The organism is Nocardioides sp. T2.26MG-1 (genome assembly GCF_950101795.1).
GTDB lineage: Bacteria > Actinomycetota > Actinomycetes > Propionibacteriales > Nocardioidaceae > Nocardioides.
Genome location: NZ_CATNLZ010000001.1, coordinates 632,686 through 655,664, shown reverse-complemented (window position 1 = coordinate 655,664; position 22,979 = coordinate 632,686). Strand labels below are relative to the sequence as shown.

Annotated in this window: 20 protein-coding genes; 11 read left to right on the top strand and 9 right to left on the bottom strand. The window is 72.5% G+C overall.

The genetic code is table 11. The annotated features are described in order from the left end of the window. The first annotated feature begins 93 nt into the window (after nucleotides 1-93). Nucleotides 94-798 carry a hypothetical protein gene (locus QQZ14_RS03220; protein ID WP_284532724.1) on the top strand — a complete coding sequence of 235 codons (705 nt, stop codon included), beginning with the start codon at nucleotides 94-96 and terminating at the stop codon, nucleotides 796-798. A gap of 7 nt (nucleotides 799-805) precedes the next feature. Here QQZ14_RS03220 and treZ read toward each other — a convergent pair whose 3' ends face one another. From treZ to glgX, 3 genes are read right to left on the bottom strand one after another with little or no spacing between them, the layout of a single operon-like run. Beyond that, complete coding sequence (gene treZ, locus QQZ14_RS03215) at nucleotides 806-2,545, bottom strand: malto-oligosyltrehalose trehalohydrolase (protein WP_284532723.1); 1,740 nt, start codon at nucleotides 2,543-2,545, stop codon at nucleotides 806-808. A gap of 4 nt (nucleotides 2,546-2,549) precedes the next feature. Next, nucleotides 2,550-4,937: a malto-oligosyltrehalose synthase gene (gene treY / locus QQZ14_RS03210; RefSeq protein ID WP_284532721.1), complete on the bottom strand. Its 2,388-nt coding sequence runs from the start codon at nucleotides 4,935-4,937 to the stop codon at nucleotides 2,550-2,552. Between the two features lie 4 nt (nucleotides 4,938-4,941). Continuing rightward, nucleotides 4,942-7,122, bottom strand: coding sequence for a glycogen debranching protein GlgX (glgX, locus tag QQZ14_RS03205; protein ID WP_284533077.1), 2,181 nt, complete (start codon nucleotides 7,120-7,122; stop codon nucleotides 4,942-4,944). 187 nt (nucleotides 7,123-7,309) lie between these two features. On the opposite strand from glgX, the gene QQZ14_RS03200 reads away from it, so the two are divergent. The 4 genes from QQZ14_RS03200 (at nucleotide 7,310) to thpR (ending at nucleotide 11,426) form a co-directional block, all read left to right on the top strand. After that, nucleotides 7,310-8,758, top strand: coding sequence for an MDR family MFS transporter (locus QQZ14_RS03200; protein WP_284532720.1), 1,449 nt, complete (start codon nucleotides 7,310-7,312; stop codon nucleotides 8,756-8,758). A 22-nt stretch (nucleotides 8,759-8,780) separates the two neighbouring features. Beyond that, nucleotides 8,781-9,926: an acyl-CoA dehydrogenase family protein gene (locus QQZ14_RS03195; RefSeq protein WP_284532719.1), complete on the top strand. Its 1,146-nt coding sequence runs from the start codon at nucleotides 8,781-8,783 to the stop codon at nucleotides 9,924-9,926. Between the two features lie 75 nt (nucleotides 9,927-10,001). After that, entirely contained in the window at nucleotides 10,002-10,739 is a 738-nt protein-coding gene (locus QQZ14_RS03190) for a VIT1/CCC1 transporter family protein (RefSeq protein ID WP_284532718.1), read from the top strand. Between the two features lie 123 nt (nucleotides 10,740-10,862). Further along, on the top strand, nucleotides 10,863-11,426 hold the full coding sequence (gene thpR / locus QQZ14_RS03185) for an RNA 2',3'-cyclic phosphodiesterase (RefSeq protein WP_284533076.1): 564 nt from the start codon (nucleotides 10,863-10,865) through the stop codon (nucleotides 11,424-11,426). Nucleotides 11,427-11,428: 2 nt separating this feature from the next. Here the strand turns inward: thpR and QQZ14_RS03180 are convergent, their stop codons facing one another. After that, nucleotides 11,429-12,172: a GTP pyrophosphokinase gene (locus QQZ14_RS03180; protein ID WP_284532717.1), complete on the bottom strand. Its 744-nt coding sequence runs from the start codon at nucleotides 12,170-12,172 to the stop codon at nucleotides 11,429-11,431. 103 nt (nucleotides 12,173-12,275) lie between these two features. Between QQZ14_RS03180 and QQZ14_RS03175 the strand changes: the two genes are divergently transcribed. Beyond that, nucleotides 12,276-12,446 (top strand): hypothetical protein, encoded by a 171-nt coding sequence (locus QQZ14_RS03175; protein ID WP_284532716.1) that lies wholly within the window; start codon nucleotides 12,276-12,278, stop codon nucleotides 12,444-12,446. 125 nt (nucleotides 12,447-12,571) lie between these two features. Here QQZ14_RS03175 and upp read toward each other — a convergent pair whose 3' ends face one another. Then, complete coding sequence (gene upp, locus QQZ14_RS03170; RefSeq protein ID WP_284532714.1) at nucleotides 12,572-13,213, bottom strand: uracil phosphoribosyltransferase; 642 nt, start codon at nucleotides 13,211-13,213, stop codon at nucleotides 12,572-12,574. A gap of 113 nt (nucleotides 13,214-13,326) precedes the next feature. On the opposite strand from upp, the gene QQZ14_RS03165 reads away from it, so the two are divergent. The 3 genes from QQZ14_RS03165 to QQZ14_RS03155 all read left to right on the top strand — a co-directional run bounded on the left by QQZ14_RS03165 (nucleotide 13,327) and on the right by QQZ14_RS03155 (nucleotide 16,948). Beyond that, nucleotides 13,327-13,812 carry a tRNA adenosine deaminase-associated protein gene (locus QQZ14_RS03165; protein WP_284532713.1) on the top strand — a complete coding sequence of 162 codons (486 nt, stop codon included), beginning with the start codon at nucleotides 13,327-13,329 and terminating at the stop codon, nucleotides 13,810-13,812. 23 nt (nucleotides 13,813-13,835) lie between these two features. Further along, on the top strand, nucleotides 13,836-14,267 hold the full coding sequence (locus QQZ14_RS03160) for a nucleoside deaminase (RefSeq protein WP_284533075.1): 432 nt from the start codon (nucleotides 13,836-13,838) through the stop codon (nucleotides 14,265-14,267). 83 nt (nucleotides 14,268-14,350) lie between these two features. Further along, entirely contained in the window at nucleotides 14,351-16,948 is a 2,598-nt protein-coding gene (locus QQZ14_RS03155; RefSeq protein WP_284532712.1) for a family 78 glycoside hydrolase catalytic domain, read from the top strand. 9 nt (nucleotides 16,949-16,957) lie between these two features. Here the strand turns inward: QQZ14_RS03155 and QQZ14_RS03150 are convergent, their stop codons facing one another. Further along, entirely contained in the window at nucleotides 16,958-17,497 is a 540-nt protein-coding gene (locus QQZ14_RS03150; RefSeq protein ID WP_284532711.1) for a cupin domain-containing protein, read from the bottom strand. Further along, entirely contained in the window at nucleotides 17,494-18,426 is a 933-nt protein-coding gene (locus tag QQZ14_RS03145; protein WP_284532710.1) for an MBL fold metallo-hydrolase, read from the bottom strand. Before QQZ14_RS03145 ends, QQZ14_RS03150 begins: the two co-directional genes overlap by 4 nt. 122 nt (nucleotides 18,427-18,548) lie before the next feature. Between QQZ14_RS03145 and QQZ14_RS03140 the strand changes: the two genes are divergently transcribed. Beyond that, the gene (locus tag QQZ14_RS03140) at nucleotides 18,549-19,796 is read left to right on the top strand and encodes a multidrug effflux MFS transporter (protein WP_284532709.1); all 1,248 of its coding nucleotides are present in this window, start codon (nucleotides 18,549-18,551) and stop codon (nucleotides 19,794-19,796) included. Here the strand turns inward: QQZ14_RS03140 and QQZ14_RS03135 are convergent. Continuing rightward, complete coding sequence (locus tag QQZ14_RS03135) at nucleotides 19,687-20,652, bottom strand: LysR family transcriptional regulator (RefSeq protein ID WP_284532708.1); 966 nt, start codon at nucleotides 20,650-20,652, stop codon at nucleotides 19,687-19,689. The two genes, QQZ14_RS03140 and QQZ14_RS03135, sit on opposite strands and share 110 nt — an antisense overlap. 53 nt (nucleotides 20,653-20,705) lie before the next feature. Between QQZ14_RS03135 and QQZ14_RS03130 the strand changes: the two genes are divergently transcribed. Then, on the top strand, nucleotides 20,706-21,632 hold the full coding sequence (locus QQZ14_RS03130; protein WP_284532707.1) for a LysR family transcriptional regulator: 927 nt from the start codon (nucleotides 20,706-20,708) through the stop codon (nucleotides 21,630-21,632). Here QQZ14_RS03130 and QQZ14_RS03125 read toward each other — a convergent pair. Next, a complete protein-coding gene (locus QQZ14_RS03125; protein WP_284532706.1) occupies nucleotides 21,620-22,930 on the bottom strand; it encodes an FAD-binding oxidoreductase in 1,311 nt (436 codons plus the stop codon). The genes QQZ14_RS03130 and QQZ14_RS03125 overlap by 13 nt on opposite strands. Nucleotides 22,931-22,979 lie beyond the last annotated feature (49 nt).

Sequence of the window (22,979 nt, the reverse complement as noted above, 5' to 3'; positions counted from 1 at the left end):
AGCCGACCCCCGTAGCCCGTCTGGGGGATGGACCGATGCCGCGTTGTGGCTGTTGTCTGGCACGGTTGCCCCACCAACAACAGGAGGAATCGCGTGGCGCGTATCGCAATGGCAGTGACCGGGCTCGGGGCAGCGGTGCTGATGACCGCCTGCGGCGGCGGGGACGGGTTCGCCGACAAGCCGGCGGACGAGATCGTGAAGGCCTCGAAGGCGGACATGGGTGACCTGAAGGCCGTGAAGGTCTCCGGGTCGGTGACCAGCGACGGTCAGCAGATCGACATCGACCTGCAGGCGAGCTCGGGCGGCGACTGCACCGGCACGATCGGGATCGCCGGCGGCTCGACGGAGCTGCTCGGGGTCGACGGATCGACGTGGATGAAGCCCGACGAGGCCTTCTGGCGCGCGACGGCGGGCGAGACCGCCGACCAGGTGATCGCGACCGTGGGTGACAAGTGGGTGGTGATCCCGGCAGAGGACGACTCGTTCAACTCCTTCTGCGACGTGGACGAGCTGCTCGACCAGATGCTCAAGGACGACAAGACCGACGGCTCGAAGTACACGGTCAAGGGCACCGAGGACGTCGACGGCGACGAGACCGTCGCGGTCGACAACGAGGACCCCGAGGACGGGACCTCGACCGGCTACGTGCTCGTCGACGACCCGCATTACCTGGTCAAGATCGAGAAGACCGACGGCAAGGACACCGGCAGCGTGACGTTCTCGGAGTTCGACGAGGAGTTCGAGGTCGAGGCACCCGGCGACGACGAGGTCATCGACTTCGCCCAGCTGGGCGCCTGACCCCAGGTCAGGGACCGACCAGCGCCCCGGCGTGCGGGGGCAGGGCCAGCCGGCCCTGCTCGAGCGTGACGCCGGCGCCGGTCTCGAACAGCAGCGTCGCGGCGGCGGTCTCGACCGTCGCCGCGACGTCGCCGAAGTTCACCACGACCGTCAGCTCGTCGCGGCGCATCGTGAAGACCCGGCTCTCCTCGTCGGCGGTGCACGCCACTGACGCGAACGACGGGTCGGTGAGCGACTCGTGCTCGCGCCGCAGCGCCGCGAGCCGGCGGTAGACCTCCAGCATCCGGGCGTGCCGGCCGCCGGTGGCCTCCGACCAGTCCAGCTTGGAGCGCCGGAACGTCTCCGGGTCCTGCGGGTCCGGTACGACGGCCGGGTCCCAGCCCATCCGCTCGAACTCCGCGATCCGGCCCTCGGCGGTCGCCGCGCCCAGCTCGGGCTCCGGGTGCGAGGTGAAGAACTGGAACGGCGTGGACGCCGCCCACTCCTCGCCCATGAAGAGCATCGGCGTGAACGGCCCGCACAGGGTCAGCAGCGCCGCACAGGCCAGCTGGTCGTCGTCGAGCACCTCGGTGATCCGGTCGCCGCGGGCGCGGTTGCCGATCTGGTCGTGGTTCTGGGTGCACACCACCAGCCGCCAGGCGGGCGTCGTGCGCAGGTCGACCGGGAAGCCGTGGTTGCGGCCCCGGAACGACGACCAGGTGCCGTCGTGGAAGAACCCGCGCTCGCACACCTTCGCCAGCGCCGACAGCGGCGCGAAGTCGGCGTAGTAGCCCTCGGTCTCGCCGGTGAGCGCGACGTGGACGGCGTGGTGGAAGTCGTCGCTCCACTGCGCCGCGAGCCCGTAGCCGCCGGCCTCGCGCGGACGCACCAGCCGGGTGTCGTTGAGGTCGGACTCCGCGATCAGCGTCAGCGGCCGGCGCTGGTGTGCGGAGAGCGCGTCGACCATCACCGCCATCTCCTCGAGGAGGTGCTGGTGGCCGGCGTCGTTGAGCGCGTGCACGGCGTCGAGCCGCAGCCCGTCGACGTGGTAGTCGGAGAGCCACATCCGCACGTTGTCGAGGATGTAGCCGCGCACCTCGTCGGACCCGGGGCCGTCGAGGTTGAGGAAGTCGCCCCACGTGTTGGCGCCCGACTTGAGGTACGGCGCGAACATCGGCAGGTAGTTGCCCGACGGGCCGAGGTGGTTGTAGACGACGTCCTGGATGACGCCGAGCCCGGCCGCGTGGCAGCCGTCGACGAAGCGCTGGTAGCCCTCGGGGCCGCCGTACCCCTCGTGGACGGCGAACCAGCCCACGCCGTCGTAGCCCCAGTTGTGGGTGCCGTTGAACGCGTTGACCGGCATCAGCTCGACCAGGTCGACCCCGATCTCACGCAGGTGGCCGAGCTTCCCGAGGGCGGCGTCGAATGTGCCCTCGGGGGTGAACGTGCCGATGTGGAGCTCGTAGATCACCGACCCCGCGAGCTGGCGGCCGGTCCAGGTGTGGTCGTTCCAGACGTGCGCCGTGGGGTCGAAGGTCCGCGAGGGCTCGTGCACCCCGCCGGGCTGCCGGCGCGAGCGCGGGTCGGGCCGGGGGGTGTCGACGTCGCCGACCAGGTAGCCGTAGTCGACGTCCGTGACGGCCGGGGTCGGCCCCGCGGGTGTCCACCACCCGTCGTCGCCCCGGGTCATCTCGACGGTCTCGCCGGCGACCGAGAGCCGCAGCCGCTCGGGCAGCGGCGCCCAGACGTCGAAAGGTCCGCGGGTCATCGGATCAGTCCTCCCTCACGAGCAGGGCCACGGGCAGCGTGCCGAGCAGCTCGGACAGCCGGGGGTATCGAGACGGTTGCAGCGCTTCCTCCTCAACCACCGTGCGGCGGCCCGTGAGCACGTCGTGCCACCGGCCGGGCGGCAGGTCGAGCTCCGTGTCCCCCCAGCCGCCGCGAGCATGCAGCCCCACGGGCAGTCGGGTGGCGACCGTGATCGCCCCACCCCGGTCGAAGGCCAGCACGTGCTCGGCCGCGGACCCGGTGGCGCCGATCCCGGCGTACGTCGTGAACAGCTCGGGCCGGTCGCGCCGCAGGGTCAGCGCGGTGCAGGTGACGTGCAGCTTGTCGACCGCGTCGTCGCTGTCGGTGCCCGCCAACACGGCCGCGCGGTGGTCGAAGTCGACCGGTCGCCGGTTGTCGGGGTCGACCAGGCTGGTCTCCCACAGCTCGCTGCCCTGGTAGACGTCGGGCACGCCCGGCATCGTGATCGCGACGAGCTTGGCGGCCAGGGCGTTGGTGCGGCCGGGCTCGTCGATGCGAGCGGCGAGGTCGCCGAGGACCCGCTGCACGTCGGACGATTCGAAGACCGCGTCGACGGCGCGGTGCACGACCGCCTCGTAGGCCTCGTCGGGCGCGGTCCACGTGGTGCGGTCGCCGGCCTCGCGCATCGCCTTCTCGGCGTACCCGTGCAGCCGCATTCGCAGGTCGGGCAGGTGATCGGGCGTCCAGGCGCCGAGGATCGCCTGCCACAGCAGGGATCCGAAGCCCGGGTCGGGCAGCGGCACCAGCTCGAGCAGCTCGTCCAGGCCGGCGGCCCAGACGCCGGGCATCTCGGCGAGCACGGTGATCCGGGCCCGCACGTCCTCGCCGCGCTTGGTGTCGTGGGTCGAGAGCGTGGTCATCGCGTGCGGCCAGTCGCGCTGCCGGACGACCATCGCCTCGTGGAAGGCATCGGGGCCGATCGCGAACACCGACGGGTCGCCGCCGACCTCGTTGAGCGAGGTGAGTCGCGAGAAGCGGTAGAACGCGCAGTCCTCGACGCCCTTGGCCATCACCATGCCGCTGGTCTGCTGGAAGCGCAGCGCGGGCGGGCTGGCGGGGTCGGACAGCACCGGCTCGAGCGCGTCGTACGTCGCCGCCAGGTCGGGCCGGGTGCGCCGCGCGTCGGCGAACGCCTCGTCGAGGTGCTCGCGACCCAGCGGCAGGTAGGAGCGGTAGACCGGGAAGCAGGCCAGCAGCTCGGCGACGGCGTCGCGGAGGCTCGTGACGTCCACGGGGGTTTCGAGGCTCGTCACTTCGAGGCTCGCTTCGCTTCGCACCTCAGCACGAGCGCGCGCTCCTCGCACCTCAACCACCGAGGTCACCTCGCGGACGATGCGGCGGACCTCGGACTGGAGGATGCCGTCGGCCACCGCGCGCTTGGTGCCGCGGATCATCTCGGCCCAGTCGACGGGACCGCCGCGCAGCCGCGTCTCGAGCTCGTCGAGCGGCTGCTGCCCGGCGGGGTCGGTGAGCACCCGGTCGACGAACGCGAGCGCGTCGTAGCCGGTGGTGCCCTGCGTGGCCCAGGACGACGGCAGCGTCTCGCCGGGCTCGAGGATCTTCTCCACGAGCACGTAGGCGCCGCCGGTGAGCCTCGCGAGGTCGTCGAGGTAGCCCTGCGGGTCGCGCAGCCCGTCGGGGTGGTCGACGCGCAGCCCGTCGACGAGGCCCTCGTCGAACCACCGCCTGATCTCGGCGTGCGACTGCGCGAACACCTCGGGGTCCTCGACGCGCACGCCGGCCAGCGTGTTGACCGCGAAGAAGCGCCGGTAGTTGAGCGAGGCGTCGGCCTCGCGCCAGTTGACGAGCCGGTAGTGCTGCTCCTCGTGGGTCGAGGTGCCGGGCGCCAGCGGGAACCGCATCTCGTGGTAGCGCAGCTCGCCACCCTCGGGGCCGGCCTCGACCGCGATCGAGCCCTCGTCGCCGTCGCCGACCACCGGGATCAGGACCTTGCCGTCGCCGGCGTCCCAGTCGACGTCGAACGCGTCGGCGTACGCCGAGTCGCGGCCGTGCTGCAGCAGGTCCCACCACCAGGCGTTCTCGGCAGGCGTCGCGACCCCGACGTGGTTGGGCACGATGTCGACGAGCACGCCCAGGCCGAGCCGGCGGGCCTCGGCCGACATCGCGGCGAGTCCCTCGGCGCCACCCCGGGCCGGGTCGATCCGGTCGAACGCCACCACGTCGTAGCCGTGGTCGCTGCCAGGCTCGGCGGCGAGCAGCGGCGACAGGTAGACCCAGTCGACGCCGAGCGCGTGCAGGTAGGGCAGCCGCCGCGCCGCCTCGAACAGGTCGAAGTCGGACGTGATCTGCAGCCGGTAGGTGCTGACCGGGGTCCTCCGCTGGCCGGACACTGGCTCAGCTCCGGCGAGCTTGGGCGACCGACGCGGCGACCGAGTGGTCGGGATCCGCCTCGGGCTCCTGGTGCTCGCGGAGGACGAGCACGCTGCGCGAGGTCATCGAGTACGTCGAGCCCGCGGCGTACGCCGGCTGCTCGTCGGCCGAGCCGCCGGTGTCGACCACGACGTCCCAGGCCTCGGCGTACTCGTCGGGAGGCAGGGTCACCTCGGCCGGGCCGTCGGCGTTGAAGTACAGCAGGAAGTGGTCGTCAATGATCGGTCCGCCGCGCTCGTCCTTGCCGTCGATGCCGTGGCCGTTGAGGTACATGCCGATGGCCTGGGCGCCACTGGTCCAGTCACCGTCGACCATCGGGTGTCCGTCGAGGTGCAGCCAGACGATGTCGTTGAGCCGGTCGCCGCCCTCCCCGTCGTCCAGGGTGCCGTCGGGCACCCGCACGGTGCTCCCGGTGAAGAAGCGCTTGCGGTGGAACGTCGGGTGCTCGCGCCGCAGCCGGGTCAGTGCCGCGGTGAACTCGATCAGCGGGCGGTCGGCGTCCTCCCAGTGCACCCAGCTGATCTCGGAGTCCTGGGCGTAGGTGTTGTTGTTGCCGTGCTGGGTGCGGCCCATCTCGTCGCCGTGCAGCAGCATCGGGACGCCCTGGCTGAGCAGCAGCGTCGCGATGAAGTTGCGCTGCTCGCGGGCGCGGAACGCCAGGATCTCGGGGTCGTCGGTGGGCCCCTCGACGCCGTGGTTCCACGAGCGGTTGTGGCTCTCGCCGTCCTTGTTGTCCTCGCCGTTGGCCTCGTTGTGCTTGTCGTTGTAGGAGACCAGGTCGTTGAGCGTGAAGCCGTCGTGGGCGGTGACGAAGTTGATGCTCGCCACCGGGCGGCGGCCCGAGTGCTCGTAGAGGTCGGCCGAGCCGGCGAGGCGCGAGGCGAACTCGCCCAGCGACGGCTCGCCGCGCCAGAAGTCGCGGACAGTGTCGCGATACTTGCCGTTCCACTCGGTCCACTGCGGGGGGAAGCCGCCGACCTGGTAGCCGCCGGGGCCGATGTCCCACGGCTCGGCGATCAGCTTCACCTGGCTGACGACCGGGTCCTGCTGCACGAGCTCGAAGAACGTCGAGAGCCGGTCGACGTCGTAGAACTCACGGGCCAGGGTCGAGGCGAGGTCGAAGCGGAACCCGTCGACGTGCATCTCGGTGACCCAGTAGCGCAGCGAGTCCATGATCAGCTGGAGCGAGTGCGGGTGGCGGACGTTGAGGCTGTTGCCGGTGCCCGTGTAGTCCATGTAGTAGCGCTGGTCGTCCTCGACCACCCGGTAGTACGCCGCGTTGTCGATGCCCTTGAAGCTCAGCGTCGGGCCGAGGTGGTTGCCCTCCGCGGTGTGGTTGTAGACCACGTCGAGGATGACCTCGATGCCCTCGGCGTGCATCGCCTTGACCATGGTCTTGAACTCCTGCACCTGCTGGCCGGGCAGCCCGGTGGCGGCGTAGTCGGCGTGCGGCGCGAAGAAGCCGAGGGTGTTGTAGCCCCAGTAGTTGCGCAGGCCCTTCTCGAGCAGCGTGCTGTCCTGGATGAACTGGTGCACGGGCATCAGCTCGATGGCGGTGACGCCGAGCTTGGTGAGGTGCTCGGTGACCGCCGGGTGCGCGAGGGCGGCGTACGTGCCGCGCAGGTCCTCAGGGATGTCCGGGTGCAGCTGGGTCAGGCCCTTGACGTGCGCCTCGTAGATGATCGACTCGTTGTAGGGGTAGTCGAGCCGGCGGTCGCCCTCCCAGTCGAAGAACGGGTTGATCACGACGCCGTGGGTCATGTGCGACGCCGAGTCGTCGTCGTTGCGGGAGTCCGGGTCGCCGAAGTTGTAGGAGAACAGGCTCTGGTCCCAGTCGATCTCGCCCGCGGTGGCCTTGGCGTAGGGGTCGAGCAGGAGCTTGTTGGGATTGCAGCGCTGGCCGTTCTCGGGGTCCCAGGGGCCGTGCACGCGGTAGCCGTAGCGCTGGCCGGGCTGGACGGCGGGCAGGTAGGCGTGCCAGACGTAGGCGTCGACCTCGGTGAGCTCGACGCGGGTCTCGGTGCCCTCGGCGTCGAACAGGCACAGCTCGACCTTCTCGGCGACCTCACTGAACAGCGCGAAGTTGGTGCCGCTCCCGTCGAACGTCGCACCCAGCGGGTAGGCGCGTCCCGGCCAGACCTCCATGACACCCTCTCCCTGAGCGCCCGGCCGCTCGTCCACCTGCTCCACCCCGTCGGCGGTTGGAACGATCAAAGCACACCCCTCGGTCTGGTCGGTCAATCCCGATCCACGTCGTACCCCGTCTCCGTGGCGACCAACCCGCCACGCAGTGTCGGGAATGCCTCACCCGCGGCGCCGGTTGCGGCCGGACGTGGCCCAGTCCGACATCTCCCGCGCGAGCGTGGGCCTGCGCTCCGAGCGCGGGCCGGTGCTGCTGGCGGTGATGCTGAGCATCGGCCTGGTCGCGATCGACTCGACGATCCTCGCCACGGCGGTGCCGTCGGTGGTCGAGGACCTCGGCGGGTTCACCCAATTCCCGTGGCTGTTCTCGGTCTACCTCCTGGCACAGGCGGTCTCGGTGCCCGTCTACGCCAAGCTCGCGGACCAGTACGGCCGCAAGCCCGTGATGCTGGTGGGTGTGGGCCTGTTCCTGGTCGGCTCGCTGCTGTGCGGGCTCGCGTGGGGGATGGGCGCGCTGATCGCGTTCCGCGCCGTGCAGGGTCTGGGCGCCGGCGCGGTGCAGCCGGTCGGCATGACGATCGTCGGCGACATCTACTCCGTCGCGGAGCGGGCCAAGGTCCAGGGCTACCTCGCCAGCGTCTGGGCGATCTCCGCCGTCGTCGGTCCCACGCTGGGCGGCGTCTTCGCCGACTACCTCTCCTGGCGGTGGATCTTCTTCGTGAACCTGCCGCTCGGGGTCGCCGCCGGCTGGATGCTGTGGCGGCACTTCGCCGAGGACGTGGCCCGGGAGCGGCACCGGATCGACTACGCCGGCTCACTGCTCCTGGCCGGCGGCGGCGTACTGCTCCTGCTCGCGCTGCTCGAGGGTGGCATCCGCTGGACGTGGTCGTCGGGCACGAGCATCACGCTGTTCGCGGTCGCCGGCGCGCTGCTCGTGGCGTTCGGCCTCGTCGAGCGGCGTGCGGTGGAGCCGGTGCTGCCGCTGTGGGTGTTCCGCCACCGGGTGCTGGTCTCCGCGATGCTCGCGTCGCTCGTGGTCGGGGTGCTGATCATGGGGCTCTCGACCTACGTCCCGCTCTACGCCCAGACCGTGCTCGGCCACGGCGCGGTGGTGGCGGGGTTCGCCCTCGCCGCGATGACGCTCGGCTGGCCGATCGCGGCCTCCAACGCGGGCCGGCTCTACCTCACGATCGGCTTCCGCCGGACGATGCTGATCGGCGGCGCCGTCGGTCTCGCCGGCGCGGCCCTGCTGGTGACCATCGACCCGGGCAGCTCGATCCTGCACCTGGCCGCGCCGTGCTTCGTCATGGGCCTCGGCTTCGGCCTGGTCGCGAGCCCGTCCGTGATCGCCGCCCAGTCCTCGGTGACCTGGCAGCACCGCGGGGTCGCGACCGGTACGACGATGTTCGCCCGCTCGGTCGGCAGCGCGGTGGGGGTCGCGGTCTTCGGCGCGATCGCGAACGGCGTGGTCGCCTCGCGGCTCGGGCGCGGCGTACCCGACCTCGAGCACCTGACTCCGGGCGTCCTGCACCCGGCGGTGCACGCGGTGTTCGTCGCCTCCGCGGTCGCGGCGGTGTCCCTGCTCGCGGTCGCGGCGGTGATGACCACCCGGGTCGTGGAGCCGGTTACCGACCAGTAGCGCACGACGTAGGATGCCCGCCATGAAGCGGAGCATCTACGACGAGGACCACGAGGCGTTCCGCGCCTCCGTGCGCGAGTTCCTCGAGCGGTCGGTCATCCCCCACGTCGAGCAGCACGCCGCGGACAAGGCGATCCCGCGGGAGTTCTGGCTCGAGGCGGGCAGGCAGGGCTTCCTCGGCCTGGAGATCCCCGAGGAGCACGGTGGCGCCGAGGCGGGCGACTATCGGTTCAACGCGGTGCTCCTCGAGGAGTTGAACAAGGTCAACGCCGCGCTCGGCTCCTGCGTCGGCATCCACGCGGACATCACCGCGCCGTACCTCGTCGAGCTCGGCACCGAGGAGCAGAAGAAGCGCTGGCTGCCCGGCGTCGCCGCCGGCGAGATCCTGCTCGCGATCGGCATGACCGAGCCCTCCGGCGGCTCCGACCTCGCGGCGCTCAAGACCACGGCCGTCAAGGACGGCGACGGCTGGGTGCTCAACGGGTCCAAGACGTTCATCACCAACGGCTACTCGGCCGACCTCGTGATCATCGCGGCGCGCACGTCGCCGGAGAAGAAGGCCCGCGGCATCACGCTGTTCGCGGTCGACGCCACCGCGCCGGGCTTCAGCCGCGGCCGCAAGCTCGACAAGGTCGGCCAGGACGAGTCCGACACCGCCGAGCTCAACCTCTCGAACGTCCGCGTCACCGACGCCGAGATCGTCGGGGAGCTCGACGGCGGCTTCATCCACATGATGCAGAAGCTGCCGCAGGAGCGACTCGGCTGTGCGATCTCCAACGTCGCACACGCCAAGCAGATCCTGATCGAGACGCTGCAGTACACCAAGGACCGCAAGGCGTTCGGCCAGGGCATCGGGTCGTTCCAGCACAACAAGTTCCTGCTCGCCGAGCTGTTCACGCAGATCGAGGTGACCGAGGCGTTCATCGACCAGTGCGTGGTCGCCCACGCCGCGCGCGAGCTGACCCCCATCGACGCGGCCAAGGCCAAGTGGTGGAGCTCGCAGGTGCAGAACGAGGTGCTCGACCACTGCGTCCAGCTGCACGGCGGCTACGGCTACATGAACGAGTACCGCGTCGCCCGGGCCTGGCGGGACGCCCGCGTCTCCAAGATCTGGGCGGGTTCCAATGAGATCATGAAGGAGCTGATCGGTCGCGACCTCGGCCTCTGAGAGGGGGGCGGAATCCCCGTGAGCACAGGCAATCCTTGGTTGCAGGGCCCCTCCGGGCGGCGTTGGATTCGTCCCATGGCGGTGAGTGAGATCCAGTCCGTGCCGATCGGGCCACATCCCGACGAGCCGCATCCCCGCGGCTTCAACAACCGGCTCAACTGGCTGCGCGCCGCCGTGCTCGGCGCCAACGACGGCATCGTGTCGACGGCCGGCATCGTCATCGGTGCCGTCGGCGCGACCGGCGACCGCAACGCGATCATGATCGCCGGTGTCGCCGGGCTGGCGGCCGGTGCGATGAGCATGGGCGCCGGTGAGTACGTCTCGGTCAGCACCCAGCGCGACTCCGAGCTGGCCCTGCTCGCCAAGGAGCGCCGCGAGCTGCGCGACGAGCCCGAGGCGGAGCTCGCCGAGCTCGCCGGGCTCTACGCCGCCAAGGGCCTCTCGGACGAGCTCGCCCTCGAGGTGGCGACGGCGCTGACCGAGCAGGACGCGCTCGCCGCGCACGCCGAGGTCGAGCTCGGCATCGACCCCGACGACATCTCCAGCCCGGTGCACGCCGCCTGGGCGTCGATGCTGTCCTTCACCATCGGCGCGCTGCTGCCGCTGTCGACGATCATCCTCGGCTCGGAGGCGCTGCGGGTCTGGCTCACGGTCGGAGTCGTCGTCGTCGCGCTCGCGCTCACCGGCTGGGTCAGCGCCCGTCTGGGCTACAGCAGCCCCGGCCGCGCGCTCGCCCGCAACGTCGCGGGCGGCCTGTTCGCGATGGCCGTCACCTATGGCATCGGTGCCGCGCTCGGCACCCAGATCGGCTGACCACGTTGACCCGCCCGAAACTTTCGGGCGGGTCAACGTGCCTTGTCGACAAATCGCGTTGACCCGTCGTGAAGTTTCGGGCGGGTCAACCCGGGGCGGCCGACGTAGGTTGGTCGGGTGCGGATGTTCGCGGCCCTGGTCCCGCCCGAGGAGGCGATCGAGCACCTCGACGCGTTCCTCGAGCCGCGCCGGCCGGCCGGGGAGTTCCGGTGGGCGGGCGTCGAGCAGCTGCACGTGACGCTGGCGTTCCTGGCCGACGTGGAGGAGCGCCGGCTCGACGACCTGCTCGAACGGCTCACCCGCGCCGCGACCCGGCGTACCCCGTTCGACGTCGCGATCGCCGGCGGCGGCGCCTTCCCCAGCCCCGCACGCGCGCGGGTGCTCTGGGCGGGGCTCGGCCTCGACGACGCCGGCCGCACCGAGCTCGAGCGGCTCGCGACCGGCTGCCGGGCGGCGGCCAACCGGGCGGGCATCGCGGTCGACGGGCAGCGGTTCCGCCCGCACGTCACCCTCGCCCGGATCGGGCACCCGGCCGAGGTGACGAGCTGGGTGCGGCTGCTCGAGGGGTACGCCGGGCCCGCGTGGCGGGCCGACCGGGTCGAGCTGGTGGCGTCGTACCTCGGCGAGGGGCCCCGCGGCCGGCCGCGCTACGAGACCGTCGCCGAGCTGCCGCTCGGCCGGCAGTAGAGCTAGCGCCCCTCCGGCGCGGCCCCGAGCCGGCGCAGCGCGTCGACGAGCGCGGCGTCGGGACCGTCGCCGCCGGTCCGGAGCTCCTCCACCAGGGCCGTCGGCAGGGCGTCGAGGCCGCGGACCTCCTCGTGGAGGCGTTCCATCGTCGCGTCCAGGGCGTACGCCGTCTCCGCGGCCTCGTGCAGCCCGTCGAGCAGCTCGACGGGCACGTCGCGCCGGTACTTGTAGTAGATCTTGTGCTCGAGGCTGGCCCAGAAGTCCATCGCGATCGTCCGGAACTGCACCTCGACGAGCACCGGCACCGGCCCGCCGGAGAGGAACACCGGGACCTCGACCAGTGCGTGCAGGCTGCGGTAGCCGTTGGGCTTCGGGCGGGCGATGTAGTCGCGGACCTCGACGGTGGAGATGTCCTGCTGCTCGACGAGCATGTCGAAGACCCGGTAGACGTCGGAGACGAAGCTGCAGACGACCCGGACGCCGGCGATGTCGGTGATCGTGGACCGGATCTCGTCGAACGACGGGCGGTCCTCGAGCTCGAGCCCCTTGCGCTGGAGCTTCTCCACGAGGCTCTCGGGCGACTTCAGCCGCGAGGACACCGACTCGATCGGGTTGTAGTCGTGCAGGTGGGTGAACTCGTCGCGCAGGATGTTGAGCTTGGTGACGATCTCGTCCATCCCGAACCGGTGCTCGAGCATGAACCGGCGGAAGTCCTCGCCGCCCTGGCTCATCGCAGCCTCGGTCACCCGTCCAGCGTACGGACGCGAGTCTGCCCACGACCGCGGACCCTGGTCCGCGGAGCGTCCGCAGTCACACGGGACGTCGGGCGCGCTGCGTCGTTGGACGGGCATGAGCAACGACGACGAGCGCTTCGGCCTGCCCGACGGGCACCGGTACGACGCCCCCGAGTCCGACGAGACCCGGGCCGGCAAGGAGTGGGCCTACGCCATCCTGGGCGTCCTCGTGCTCGTCCTGCTGGTGCTGATCGCGACCGGCACGGTGCAGATCTTCCCGGGCTGAGGGCCGCTGGCAGTTTCCCCGGTGTACCGGGGATCTTGGCGCTTCTCGGGGGTTGCAAAGGCCGAGAAGCGGGAACTTCCCCGGTGCACCGGGGATTCCGCGGGCGGCCGTGAGCGGGCCCGAGCTCAGCCCACCACGCCGTAGAGCCGGTCGCCGGCGTCGCCGAGGCCGGGGACGATGTAGCCCTTGTCGTTGAGCCGCTCGTCCATCGCGGCGGTCACGATCGTCACCGGCACGTCGAGACCGTCGAGCTCGCGCTCGAGGCGGGCGCAGCCCTCAGGGGCGGCCAGCAGGCAGATCGCGGTGATGTGGTCGGCGCCACGGTCGGTGAGGAACTTGATCGCGGCCGCGAGCGTGCCGCCGGTGGCGAGCATCGGGTCGAGGACGTAGCACTGGCGCCCGCGGAGGTCCTCCGGGAGGCGCTCGGCGTACGTCGAGGCCTCCAGCGTGTCCTCGTTGCGGATCATCCCGAGGAAGCCCACCTCGGCGGTCGGCAGCAGCCGCATCATCCCGTCGAGCATCCCCAGCCCGGCGCGCAGGATCGGCACCACGAGCGGGCGCGGCCGGGCGAGCCGAACGCCGGTGGTCGGCGCCACCGGGGTCACGATCTCCATCGGCTCGACGCGCACGTCGCGGGTGGCCTCGTAGGCCAGCAGCGTGACCAGCTCGTCGGCCAGCCGGCGGAACGTCGGCGAGTCCGTCTCCGCGTCGCGCAGGTGGGTGAGCTTGTGGGCGACGAGCGGGTGGTCGACGACATGCGTGCGCATGCCCCGAACCCTAGTGGAGGTGGGACGAAAGGGGGTTGGCCGCGTCCCCCCGGTCTGACACTCTGGAGGGCGACCGCGTGGACGCACCGGTGCGACCCGGACGGAGGTGGGGCATGGCCGACCAGATCGACGGCGTGGACTTCGCCCTCGCCGCCTACCGCGAGGACGGCGTGTGGACCGTCCAGGAGCTCGCCCACGACGTGATCGAGGAGATCGACACGCTCGCCGCCGCGCTGCGCCGCTTCCCCGGCGACGGGGGTGCGGTCGGCCTCGTCGGCGTCGACGAGGACTTCTTCGTGATCGTGCGGGTCGCCGGCCCGACCACCCGGGTGCTGCTCTCTGACATCACCGCCGCCGACGAGTGGGAGCTCGCCAGCTCCGCGGTCGAGTTCCTCGGCCTGCCGATGCCGGAGGACGAGGACGACCAGGTGCCCGCCGGCGACCTCGACCTGCTCGGCGACCTCGGCATGCACGCGATGGACATGGGCGTGCTGCTCGACGACTTCGACCTCTACCCCGACGAGATGCTCTCCGACGTCGCGCGCCGCCTCGGCTTCGGCAAGCTCTTCGACGACGCGGTCGGCCTCACCTCCGCGTGACCACCGGCCGGTGGGACGGCCCGATGCGGGCCGCCCTCGACGAGGCTCGCGCGGCGCTCGCGACCGGTGACGTGCCGATCGGCGCGGTCGTGCTCGACCCGGACGGTACGCCGGTTGCGCGCGGCCGCAACGTCCGCGAGGCGGAGCACGACCCGACCGGCCACGCCGAGGTGGTCGCGCTGCGGGCCGCGGCCCGGGCACGGGGCGAGTGGCGTCTCGACGGCCACACGCTCGTCGTCACGCTCGAGCCGTGCACGATGTGCGCCGGCGCGGCCGTGCTGAGCCGCGTCGAGCGGGTCGTGTTCGGGGCGTTCGACCCCAAGGCCGGGGCGGTCGGCAGCCTCTGGGACGTGGTGCGCGACCGGCGGCTCAACCACCGGCCCGAGGTCGTCAGCGGGGTGCTGGCCGAGGAGTCGGCGGGGCTGCTGACGGAGTTCTTCGCGGGCCAGCGCTGATCCACGGCGCTGATCCCGGCGCTGATACCTGGCGTCCGTCCTGGTGATTGGCCGCCGTCCGGCCCTCCCGTGAGGGTGGTCACATGCGCATCCGAGTGGAGCACCTCGACCCCTCCGCCCCGGCGGTCGGCATCGGCACCCGCACCCCCCGGCTGTCGTGGCAGCTGCCGCCCGGCACGCGCGAGCAGGACACCTACGAGCTCGAGGTCGACGGCGCGGCGTACGGCGTGGTCTCGTCCGCCGAGACCGTCCTCGTGCCGTGGCCCGCGCCACCGCTGGCGAGCCGGCAACGCAGCACCGTGCGCGTGCGTGTGGAGGCGGACGGCCGCGACCTGGGGTGGTCGGAGGCGACGGACGTCGAGGCGGGGCTGCTGGACCCGGCGGACTGGTCGGCGGCCTGGGTCGCTCCCGATGAGCGCGAGGTCCCTCTGCCCGGCCGCCGGCCGGCGTACCGCCTCCGCGGCGAGATCGTGGTCGACGCGCCCGTCGTCCGGGCCCGGCTGCACGTCACCGCGCACGGGCTGCAGGAGACCAGCATCGACGGGGTCCGGGTGGGCGACGACGAGCTCGCGCCGGGCTACACCGAGTACGCCGTGCACACCGACGTGCGCACCCACGACGTCACCGCGCTGGTCACCCCGGGTCGGCACGTCGTGGAGGCGCTGCTGGCCGACGGCTGGTTCCGCGGCAAGGTCGGCGCTCCGCGGGCCAGCGACCAGTGGGGCGAGCGCACGGCGTACCTCGCGCAGCTCGTGCTCGACCACGAGGACGGCAGCATCACGGTGCACGGCACCGGTCCGGACTGGCGCTGGTCGACCTCGCACGTGCTCGCCGCCGACCTCGTCGACGGCCAGCGTGAGGACCGCCGCCTGGTCGCCGCCGCGGACGACCGGGCCGACTGGGCCCCGGTCGCGCTGCCGGACATCGGGCACGACCTGCTGACCGTCTCGCCGGCGCCGCCGGTACGGGCCGTGCAGGAGCTGCGCCCGGTCGCGGTCACCCAGGTCCGGCCCGGTGTGCAGGTCGTCGACCTCGGCCAGAACATCAACGGGCACGTGCGGCTCTCCGCCCTCGGACCCGCGGGCTGCGAGGTCACGCTGACCCACGGGGAGGCGCTCGGCCCGGACGGCGACGTCACCATGGACCACCTCGTCCCGGCGCTGCCGTTCCTGCCCGAGCTCACCGCGGGCCAGGTCGACCACGTGGTCTCGGCGGGCGCCGACGGGGACGTGTTCGAGCCGCGGTTCACCACGCACGGGTTCCGCTACGTGCGGCTCGAGGGGGACCTGCCCGCCGTCACCGCCGACGACGTGACCGGGGTGGTCGTGCACACCGACCTCGAGCAGCGGGGCGGCTTCGACTGCTCCGACGAGCGGCTGCGGCGCCTCCACGACGCCGCGGTCTGGAGCTTCCGCGGCAACGCCTGCGACATCCCGACCGACTGTCCCACCCGCGAGCGGGCCGGCTGGACCGGCGACTGGCAGCTGTACGTGCCGACCGCGTCGTACCTCTACGACGTCGCGGGCTTCTCCGCGAAGTGGCTGCGCGACCTCGTGGTCACGCAGTGGGAGGACGGCACGCTCAACAACATGGCGCCGATGCCGGTCGCCGAGCGCACGGGCTTCCTCGAGGCGGTCAACGGCTCCGCGGGCTGGGGCGACGCGGTCGTGCTGGTGCCGTGGGAGATCCACCAGGAGTACGGCGACACCGCGGTGCTGGCCGAGACCTGGCCGGCGGTGGTGCGCTGGCTGGACCGGGCCGAGCGGATGGCCGCGACCGGCCGGCACCCCGACCGCGTGGCCCGGCACCCCGAGCCGCGGCCGCACGACCGGTACCTCTGGGACACCGGCTTCCACTGGGGCGAGTGGCTCGAGCCCGGCGGCCACCCGGGCGACGACTTCCCGGGCTTCATCGCGGCCGACAAGGCCGAGGTGGCCACGGCGTTCTTCGCCTGGTCGACCCGCCACGCCGCCGCGATCGCCCGGCTGCTGGGCGACGACGAGGCCGCAGACCGCTACGCCGACCTGAGCCGGAGGGTTACCGAGGCCTGGCGGGCCGAGTTCGTCGAGCCGGGCGGCCGGGTCGTGCCGCACACCCAGGCCAACCTCGTGCGCGCGCTGCGGTTCGGGCTGGTGCCCGACGACCAGCGGCAGCGGGTCGCCGACGACCTCGCCGGGCTCGTGCGCGCGGCCGGCGTCCACGTCGGCACCGGCTTCCTCGCGACGCCCGACCTGCTGCCGGTGCTCGCCGACCACGGCCACCTCGACCTCGCCTACGAGCTGCTCCTCCAGGAAACCTCGCCGTCGTGGCTCGCGATGGTCGACCGCGGCGCCACCACGGTGTGGGAGCTGTGGGACGGCATCGACGCCGACGGCGTCCCGCACGAGTCGCTCAACCACTACTCCAAGGGCGCGGTGATCTCGTTCCTGCACCGGTACGCCGCCGGCCTGCAGCGGACGTCACCGACCTGGCGCACGTTCCGCGTCGAGCCCCGCGTCGGCGGCGGCCTGACCTGGGTGCGCACCCACCACGACTCACCGCACGGCCGCATCGAGGTCGCCTGGCGGCTGGACGGAGATGCGCTCTCGCTCGACGTCACCGTCCCGCCGGGATGCTCGGCCGAGGTGGTGCTGCCGTCCGGGGAGACGGGGCCCGCCGGCCCGGGCCGGCACTCCTTCTAGCCGGGCCGGTCAGTCCCGCGGGCCGCCGTGCATCAGCCCGTCGAGCCCGCCCGGCAGCGTCTCGACCAGCGCCGGGTCGAGCTCGCCGTCGACGAGCACGAACACCACCCGGGCGGGCTCGGTGCCGCGGTTGGCCCACGCGTGGTCGGTGCCGCGCTGCACGACGACGTCCCCGGCCCGCAGGGTCACCTCGGAGTCGTCGAGCACCAGCGTGATCTCGCCCGACAGCACGATGCCGTAGTCGACCGTCGCGGTCCGGTGCACCGGCGACTGCAGCCCGCGCTCGTCGAGGTGGCCGGGGAGGAACTCGTTGACCCGGATCTTCGTGCCCAGCGGCGGCGGCGGTACGGCGAGGGTGCGCTGGGTCGGCTCGTCCGGCTCGACGGCGGTGACCCGGGCCGGGGCGCCCTCGGTGCTCCAGACCTCGTGGAAGAACACCCCGTCCTCGGGCAGCTCGCGGCTGACCGGGACCGGGCCGTCGGACAGCACCACCGAGACCCCGGCCGGCGTGTGGCCGGTGACCACCCGGCGGGGGACGGTGCCGCTCATGCGTGCGTCTCGATCGGCCGGCCGCCGTTGAGGGCAACCATCTCGGGCCACAGGCTCGGGATGTTCAGCGGACCGGTCGGCACGTGGTCGGTGAGCTCGGCGTACGCCCGGTGCAGGTTGCACACGACCCGCTCGCTCTCGGGGAGGTCGCGGTAGGGGCTGTCGGACAGCGCCTTCTGGGCCGCCTCGAGCGGCGAGAGGCCCGCGTCGTACGACGACGTGGCGACTCCCGAGATCCACTCGACGTAGGCCTCGAGCTCGTCGAGGACCCGGGCGACGTCGTCGCCGCGGCACACGGGGCCGTGTCCCGGCAGCAGCACCTCGGGGGCCAGGTCGCGCAGCCGGCGGGTGGCGGCCCGGAACCCGAGCATGGATCCCTCCATGAAGATCGGGTGGCCGCCGGAGAACGCGAGGTCGCCGGCGAACATCACCCGCTGCTCGGGCAGCCACACGCCGACGTCGTTGGTCGAGTGCGCCGGACCCATGACCTTCAGCTCCACGGGAAAGTCCGCGAGGTGCAGTGTCAGGTCGCTGTCGATCGTCACGTCGGGCGGGCGCACCACGAGGTCGCCGTAGTCGGCGGGCAGCTCGTGGGTGGCGGCCAGCCCGGCGCGGAGGACGCCCGCCCGGCACAGGTGGTGGCCGATGATCGTGGTCGCCGGCGGCAGGAACCCGTTGCCGTAGGTGTGGTCGGGGTGGGCGTGGGTGTTGACCGCGATCCGGGGGTCACGGGCCGACACCCCCGCGACCTCGGCCAGGAACGCGCGGTTGCGGCGCTCGGTCGACGTCGTGTCCACGACGACCGCGTCGCCGGCCGCGTCCGTGATCACCCCGCAGTTGTTCACCATCCAGCCGCCGTCCGGCTGGACGTAGGCGAACACCCCCGGAGCCATCTCCTCGAGGTACGCCGTGCCGTCGTCCCAGGTCATGGGGTCCAGTCAGCACGACGGCGCACCGCCGCAACAAGGGAGACGGCCATCACAACCGCCGATCACTGGCATCCGTGATCAGCGCGTTCCGGTGCACGCCGGCGCGTTGCGAGACTCCAGCGGTGTCGACCGTCCGCTGGCCCGTCCTCATGGCGCTGGCCTCGCTCGCGGCCGTGGCGCCGGTCGCGACCGACCTCTACCTGCCCGGCTTCCCCGAGCTCGCGACCGACCTCGGCGTGAGCGCCAGCGCCGTCCAGCTCACGCTGGCGGCCTTCCTCGTCGGCCTGGCCTCGGGTCAGCTGGTGATGGGTCCGCTGTCGGACCGCTACGGCAGACGTCGGCCGCTGCTCGCCAGCGCCGCCGTGTGCGTCGCGGCGGGCGTGGTGTGCGCCCTCGCCCCGAGCCTGGGGGTGCTCGTGGCGGCCCGGTTCGTCCAGGGGTTCGCGGGTGCGGGCGGCGTGGTGATCGGCCGCGCGGTGATCTCGGACCTGGTCACCGGACGCGCCGCGGCCCGGGCGTTCACGCTGATGCTGACCGTCGGCGGCGTCGCGCCGGTGCTCGCCCCGCTGGTCGGCGGGCTGCTCGCCGGCCCGGTCGGCTGGCGCGGCATGCTCTGGACGGTCGTCGGCCTGTGCACCGCGATGCTCGCCGGGGTGGTGCTGGTGCTGCGCGAGACCCGCCCTTCCGAGGCGCGCACCGCGAGCGGCACGACGTACGCCGGAGCCCTGCGCACCGTGGTGCGGACGCGCGGCTACTGGCCGCCGGTCGCCGTCCTGGCGCTGTCGTTCGCGATGATGATGGCCTACATCTCGGCCTCGCCGTTCGTCTACCAGCACGTGGTGGGCCTGTCGACCGTCGGGTACGGCGCGGCGTTCGGCGTCAACGCTGCGGGCCTGATCGCCGCCGGGTGGACGGCGAGCCGGCTGCGCGCCGAGCCGCTCCGCGTGGTCCGCGTCTGCATGAGCGTCCAGCTCACGGCGACGCTGACGTTCGTGGTGCTGGCCGCGGCGGGCGCGCCGTCCTGGCTGCTGCCGGTCCCGGTCTTCGTGGCCGTCTCCAGCAACGGCGGGGTGATGGGCAACTCCGCGGCGCACGCGATGTCGCAGGTGCGGGAGGTGGCCGGCACGGGCAGTGCCGTGCTCGGGTGCACGCAGTTCAGCCTCGGGGCGCTCGTCTCGCCACTGGTCGGCCTCGGTGGTGACGACTCCGCGCTGGTGCCCGCGACCGTGATGGCGACCGCCTCGCTGCTGGGGTGGACCGTCAGCCGAGCTCGTCCTCGAGCTCGACGGCCACGTCGTGGAGCAGGTGCCGCAGCCACACCACCGCCGGGTCCTTCTCACGACGTGGGTGCCAGTGCGCCGCCTCGGTGATCCGCACCGTGTCGATCGGGGTCTCGGCGACCACCAGGTCGAGCACGTCGAGGCAGCGGTGCGCCAGGCGCGACGGGACGAACGCACACATGTCCGTGCCGGCCACCGCGAACGGCAGCGTCAGCAGGCTGGTGACCCGCACGAGCACGTTGCGGCCACCCATCCCCTTCTGCTCGACCTCCACCTCGAGCGGGCGGCGGCGGTCGCCGGCGGCGGCGAACTCGGCCACCGCGTGCGGCATCTCGATGAGGTCGTCGCGGGAGAGCCCGCCGTCGCGCAGGCGGGGGTGCCCGCGGGCGACCACGCAGACCAGCTCGTCGGTGAAGACCGGCTGGGTGCGACCGGGGAACTCGAAGCCCAGCGGGGCGACCACGAGGTCGCGGCGCATCAGCTGGGTCTCGACCTGGTCGCGGCGTACGTCGAGGGGGTCGAGGTCGATCGTGCAGCCGGGCGCGTGCGCGGTGAACGCACGGGTCAGCGGCTCCGCCAGCACGGTCATGGCGTACTCCGACATGCTGACCGCGAACCGCCGCGTGCTGGTGTCGGCGTCGAAGTCGCGCTCGTTGCCCAGCAGCGCCTCGGCCGCCTCGACCGCGTCGGCGACGACCGGCCGGAGCTGCTCGGCGAGCGGGGTGAGCTCGAACCCCCGGCCCGACCGGACCAGGAGCTCGTCGTCGAACAGCTTGCGCAGCCGGGCCAGCGCGCCGCTCATCGCGGGCTGGCTCATCGTCATCCGCTCGCCCGCATGGGTCAGGTTCCGCTCCTCGAGGAGCGCGTGGAGGGCGAGCAGCAGGTTGGCGTCGACGCCCCGGAGCCGTTCCCGCACGCGCACCTCCCGTTCCGCTGTGATGGCCATCACGGTCTCCGTGGAACTCTAGTGGCGCACCCCTGCGACGAGAGGAGGAGACGATGGCGCTCGGTGGCACCGACCTCAACCTGCTGCTCCCGCTGAAGGTCCTGCTCGAGGAGGGCAACGTGACCCGGGCGGGGCAGCGGCTCGAGCTGAGCCAGCCGGCGATGAGCGCGGCCCTCGCCCGGCTCCGGCGGCGCTTCGACGACGAGCTGCTGGTGCGGGCGGGCCGCGACTACGAGCTCACGCCGTTCGCCCGCGACCTCCTGCCGGAGGTGCAGCACGCGGTGCGCCTCATGGAGAGCGCGCTCCAGCTCGAGGACGAGTTCGACCCGGCGACCAGCCAGCGCACGTTCCGGCTCACGATGAGCGACTACGCGATCGCGGTCGTCCACGAGCCGCTGGTGCGGCTGGTCGAGGCCGAGGCGCCCGGCGTCCGGCTGACGATCGGCCACCTCGGCCCGGAGTCGCGCTCCTCGGACCGGGTGATGCTCGACAACGACGCCCTGATCGCGCCGCTCGGCTTCGGCTTCCCGGGCCTCTCCCGGCCGCTCTGGCGCGACCGGATGGTGGTGATCGCCGACCGCGGCAACCCGAGGCTGGTCGACGGAGCCCTGACGATGCAGGACCTCGCGGAGCTCCCGCACGCGGTCGGCTCCTTCGGGCCCGGTGTGCTCACGCCCGTCGACCGGGTCTTCGGCGACCACGGCATCGAGCGACGGGTCGCCCTCCAGGTCTTCGGCTTCCTGCCGCTGCCGTTCGTCATCGAGGGCACCGACATGGTCGCGGTCGTGCCCGAGCTGCTGGCCCGGATGCACCTGCGCGCCGGCGGGGCGATCGTGCAGGTCGACCCGCCGTTCGGCGAGGTGGTGCTGCCGGAGGGCTACTGGTTCGCCCCCGACCGGCTGTCGGACCCCGCGCACCGCTGGCTGTTCTCGCGGCTCGACGCCGTGCGCGACGAGCTCGCCGCGCCTCACGCCAGGTAGCCGACGAAGAGGCGGTCCGGGTCGCGGTCGGCGTACACCTGCTGCAGCCGTCCCCAGGCCTCCTCGGAGAGGAACCGGTGCGGCCGGCGGCGCAGGTCGCTGTCGCCGAGGTACTGCCCGACGGTGACCGGCGCGAGGTCGGCCATCGCGCCGGCCAGCCAGGTGAGGTGCCGCTCGTCCTCGGCGGCGTCCTCCCAGGGCACGTACGCCGCCAGGTAGACCTCCGACTGGACCGAGAACGCCATGTCGGGCAGCTCGCGCAGCGGCGCCATGCTGAACCAGATCGTGAACGCCTTCTCGTTCGGGAGCGTCGTGTAGGCGCGGCGCATCGCCGGCACCACCTCCGACGCGGGCCCCGACAGCCAGGCGTTGTCGACCGCCCACCGGTGGCCCTCCGGGTTGTCCTCGAGCTGCCGGGCGCGCTCGGCCTCCGGCGTGGTCGGCTCGTTGTCGAGCACGAGGATCGCGCGGTCGAGGGCGGGGTTCTTGCGGAACGGCGCGAGCGCCTGGTCGGCCTCTTGCTCGTCGTCGACCATCGTGAGCGCGGTGACCAGCAGCACCGGGCCCGGGGCGAGCCGCGGGTCGGTCTTGGTCAGCGCGACGATCTCCACGGTGTCGGCGACGGTGTGGTGCGTGTCGTGCAGCCAGGTCATCACCTCGTCGAAGTCGGCGAGGTCGAAGGCCTGCACGGTGTGTGCGAAGTGCCGCGGCAGCGGCCGGGTGCGCAGGTGGAAGCGGGTGACCACGCCGGGGAAGCCGGGACCGGCGCCGCGGGCGGCCCAGAAGAGGTCGGCGTGCTGGGTCGCGTCCGCGCGGACCAATTCGCCGGCCGCGGTCACGACGTCCACGGCCACCACGTGCTCGACCGCCCAGCCCCACCCGCGGGCGTTCCAGCCCTGGCCGCCCTGGAGCAGGAAGCCGCCGATGCCGACGGTGGGGCAGTGGCCCCCGACGAACATCCGGCCGCGCTCGGCGAGGTACGGCGCCAGCTCGGCGCCACCCGGGGTGGACGGCGAGGCCCGCACGATGCCCGTCTCCTGGTCGTACTCCAGCTCGTGCAGGCCACCGAGGTCGATGACGAGGGCATCGTCGCGGACCGACCACTGCGCCCAGCTGTGCCCGCCGGAGCGCACCGCGACCTGCCAGCCCCGCTCGCGGGCGAGCCGGACGGCGGCGACCACCTCGGCCTCGGTCTCGGGCCGCACCACGGCCGCCGGCTGCCGCCCGGGCAGCCGGCGGTTGAAGATCCGGTCGACCCGGGCCTCCTCGAAGCCCGGGTCGTCCCGGGTGACGAGCACGAGGCCATCGGGGTCCCCGCGGAGTTGTTCGGGGGAGCGAAGCGGAGGA

Excerpts from the sequence above, each read along its gene's own strand:
- upp (WP_284532714.1), bottom strand. The coding sequence starts at position 13,213 with ATGCGCACGCATGTCGTCGACCACCCGCTCGTCGCCCACAAGCTCACC.
- QQZ14_RS03190 (WP_284532718.1), top strand. The coding sequence starts at position 10,002 with ATGGCGGTGAGTGAGATCCAGTCCGTGCCGATCGGGCCACATCCCGAC.
- QQZ14_RS03175 (WP_284532716.1), top strand. The coding sequence starts at position 12,276 with ATGAGCAACGACGACGAGCGCTTCGGCCTGCCCGACGGGCACCGGTAC.
- QQZ14_RS03195 (WP_284532719.1), top strand. The coding sequence starts at position 8,781 with ATGAAGCGGAGCATCTACGACGAGGACCACGAGGCGTTCCGCGCCTCC.
- QQZ14_RS03165 (WP_284532713.1), top strand. The coding sequence starts at position 13,327 with ATGGCCGACCAGATCGACGGCGTGGACTTCGCCCTCGCCGCCTACCGC.
- QQZ14_RS03130 (WP_284532707.1), top strand. The coding sequence starts at position 20,706 with ATGGCGCTCGGTGGCACCGACCTCAACCTGCTGCTCCCGCTGAAGGTC.
- QQZ14_RS03145 (WP_284532710.1), bottom strand. The coding sequence starts at position 18,426 with ATGACCTGGGACGACGGCACGGCGTACCTCGAGGAGATGGCTCCGGGG.
- QQZ14_RS03135 (WP_284532708.1), bottom strand. The coding sequence starts at position 20,652 with ATGGCCATCACAGCGGAACGGGAGGTGCGCGTGCGGGAACGGCTCCGG.
- treZ (WP_284532723.1), bottom strand. The coding sequence starts at position 2,545 with ATGACCCGCGGACCTTTCGACGTCTGGGCGCCGCTGCCCGAGCGGCTG.
- QQZ14_RS03155 (WP_284532712.1), top strand. The coding sequence starts at position 14,351 with ATGCGCATCCGAGTGGAGCACCTCGACCCCTCCGCCCCGGCGGTCGGC.
- QQZ14_RS03160 (WP_284533075.1), top strand. The coding sequence starts at position 13,836 with ATGCGGGCCGCCCTCGACGAGGCTCGCGCGGCGCTCGCGACCGGTGAC.
- QQZ14_RS03150 (WP_284532711.1), bottom strand. The coding sequence starts at position 17,497 with ATGAGCGGCACCGTCCCCCGCCGGGTGGTCACCGGCCACACGCCGGCC.
- thpR (WP_284533076.1), top strand. The coding sequence starts at position 10,863 with ATGTTCGCGGCCCTGGTCCCGCCCGAGGAGGCGATCGAGCACCTCGAC.
- glgX (WP_284533077.1), bottom strand. The coding sequence starts at position 7,122 with ATGGAGGTCTGGCCGGGACGCGCCTACCCGCTGGGTGCGACGTTCGAC.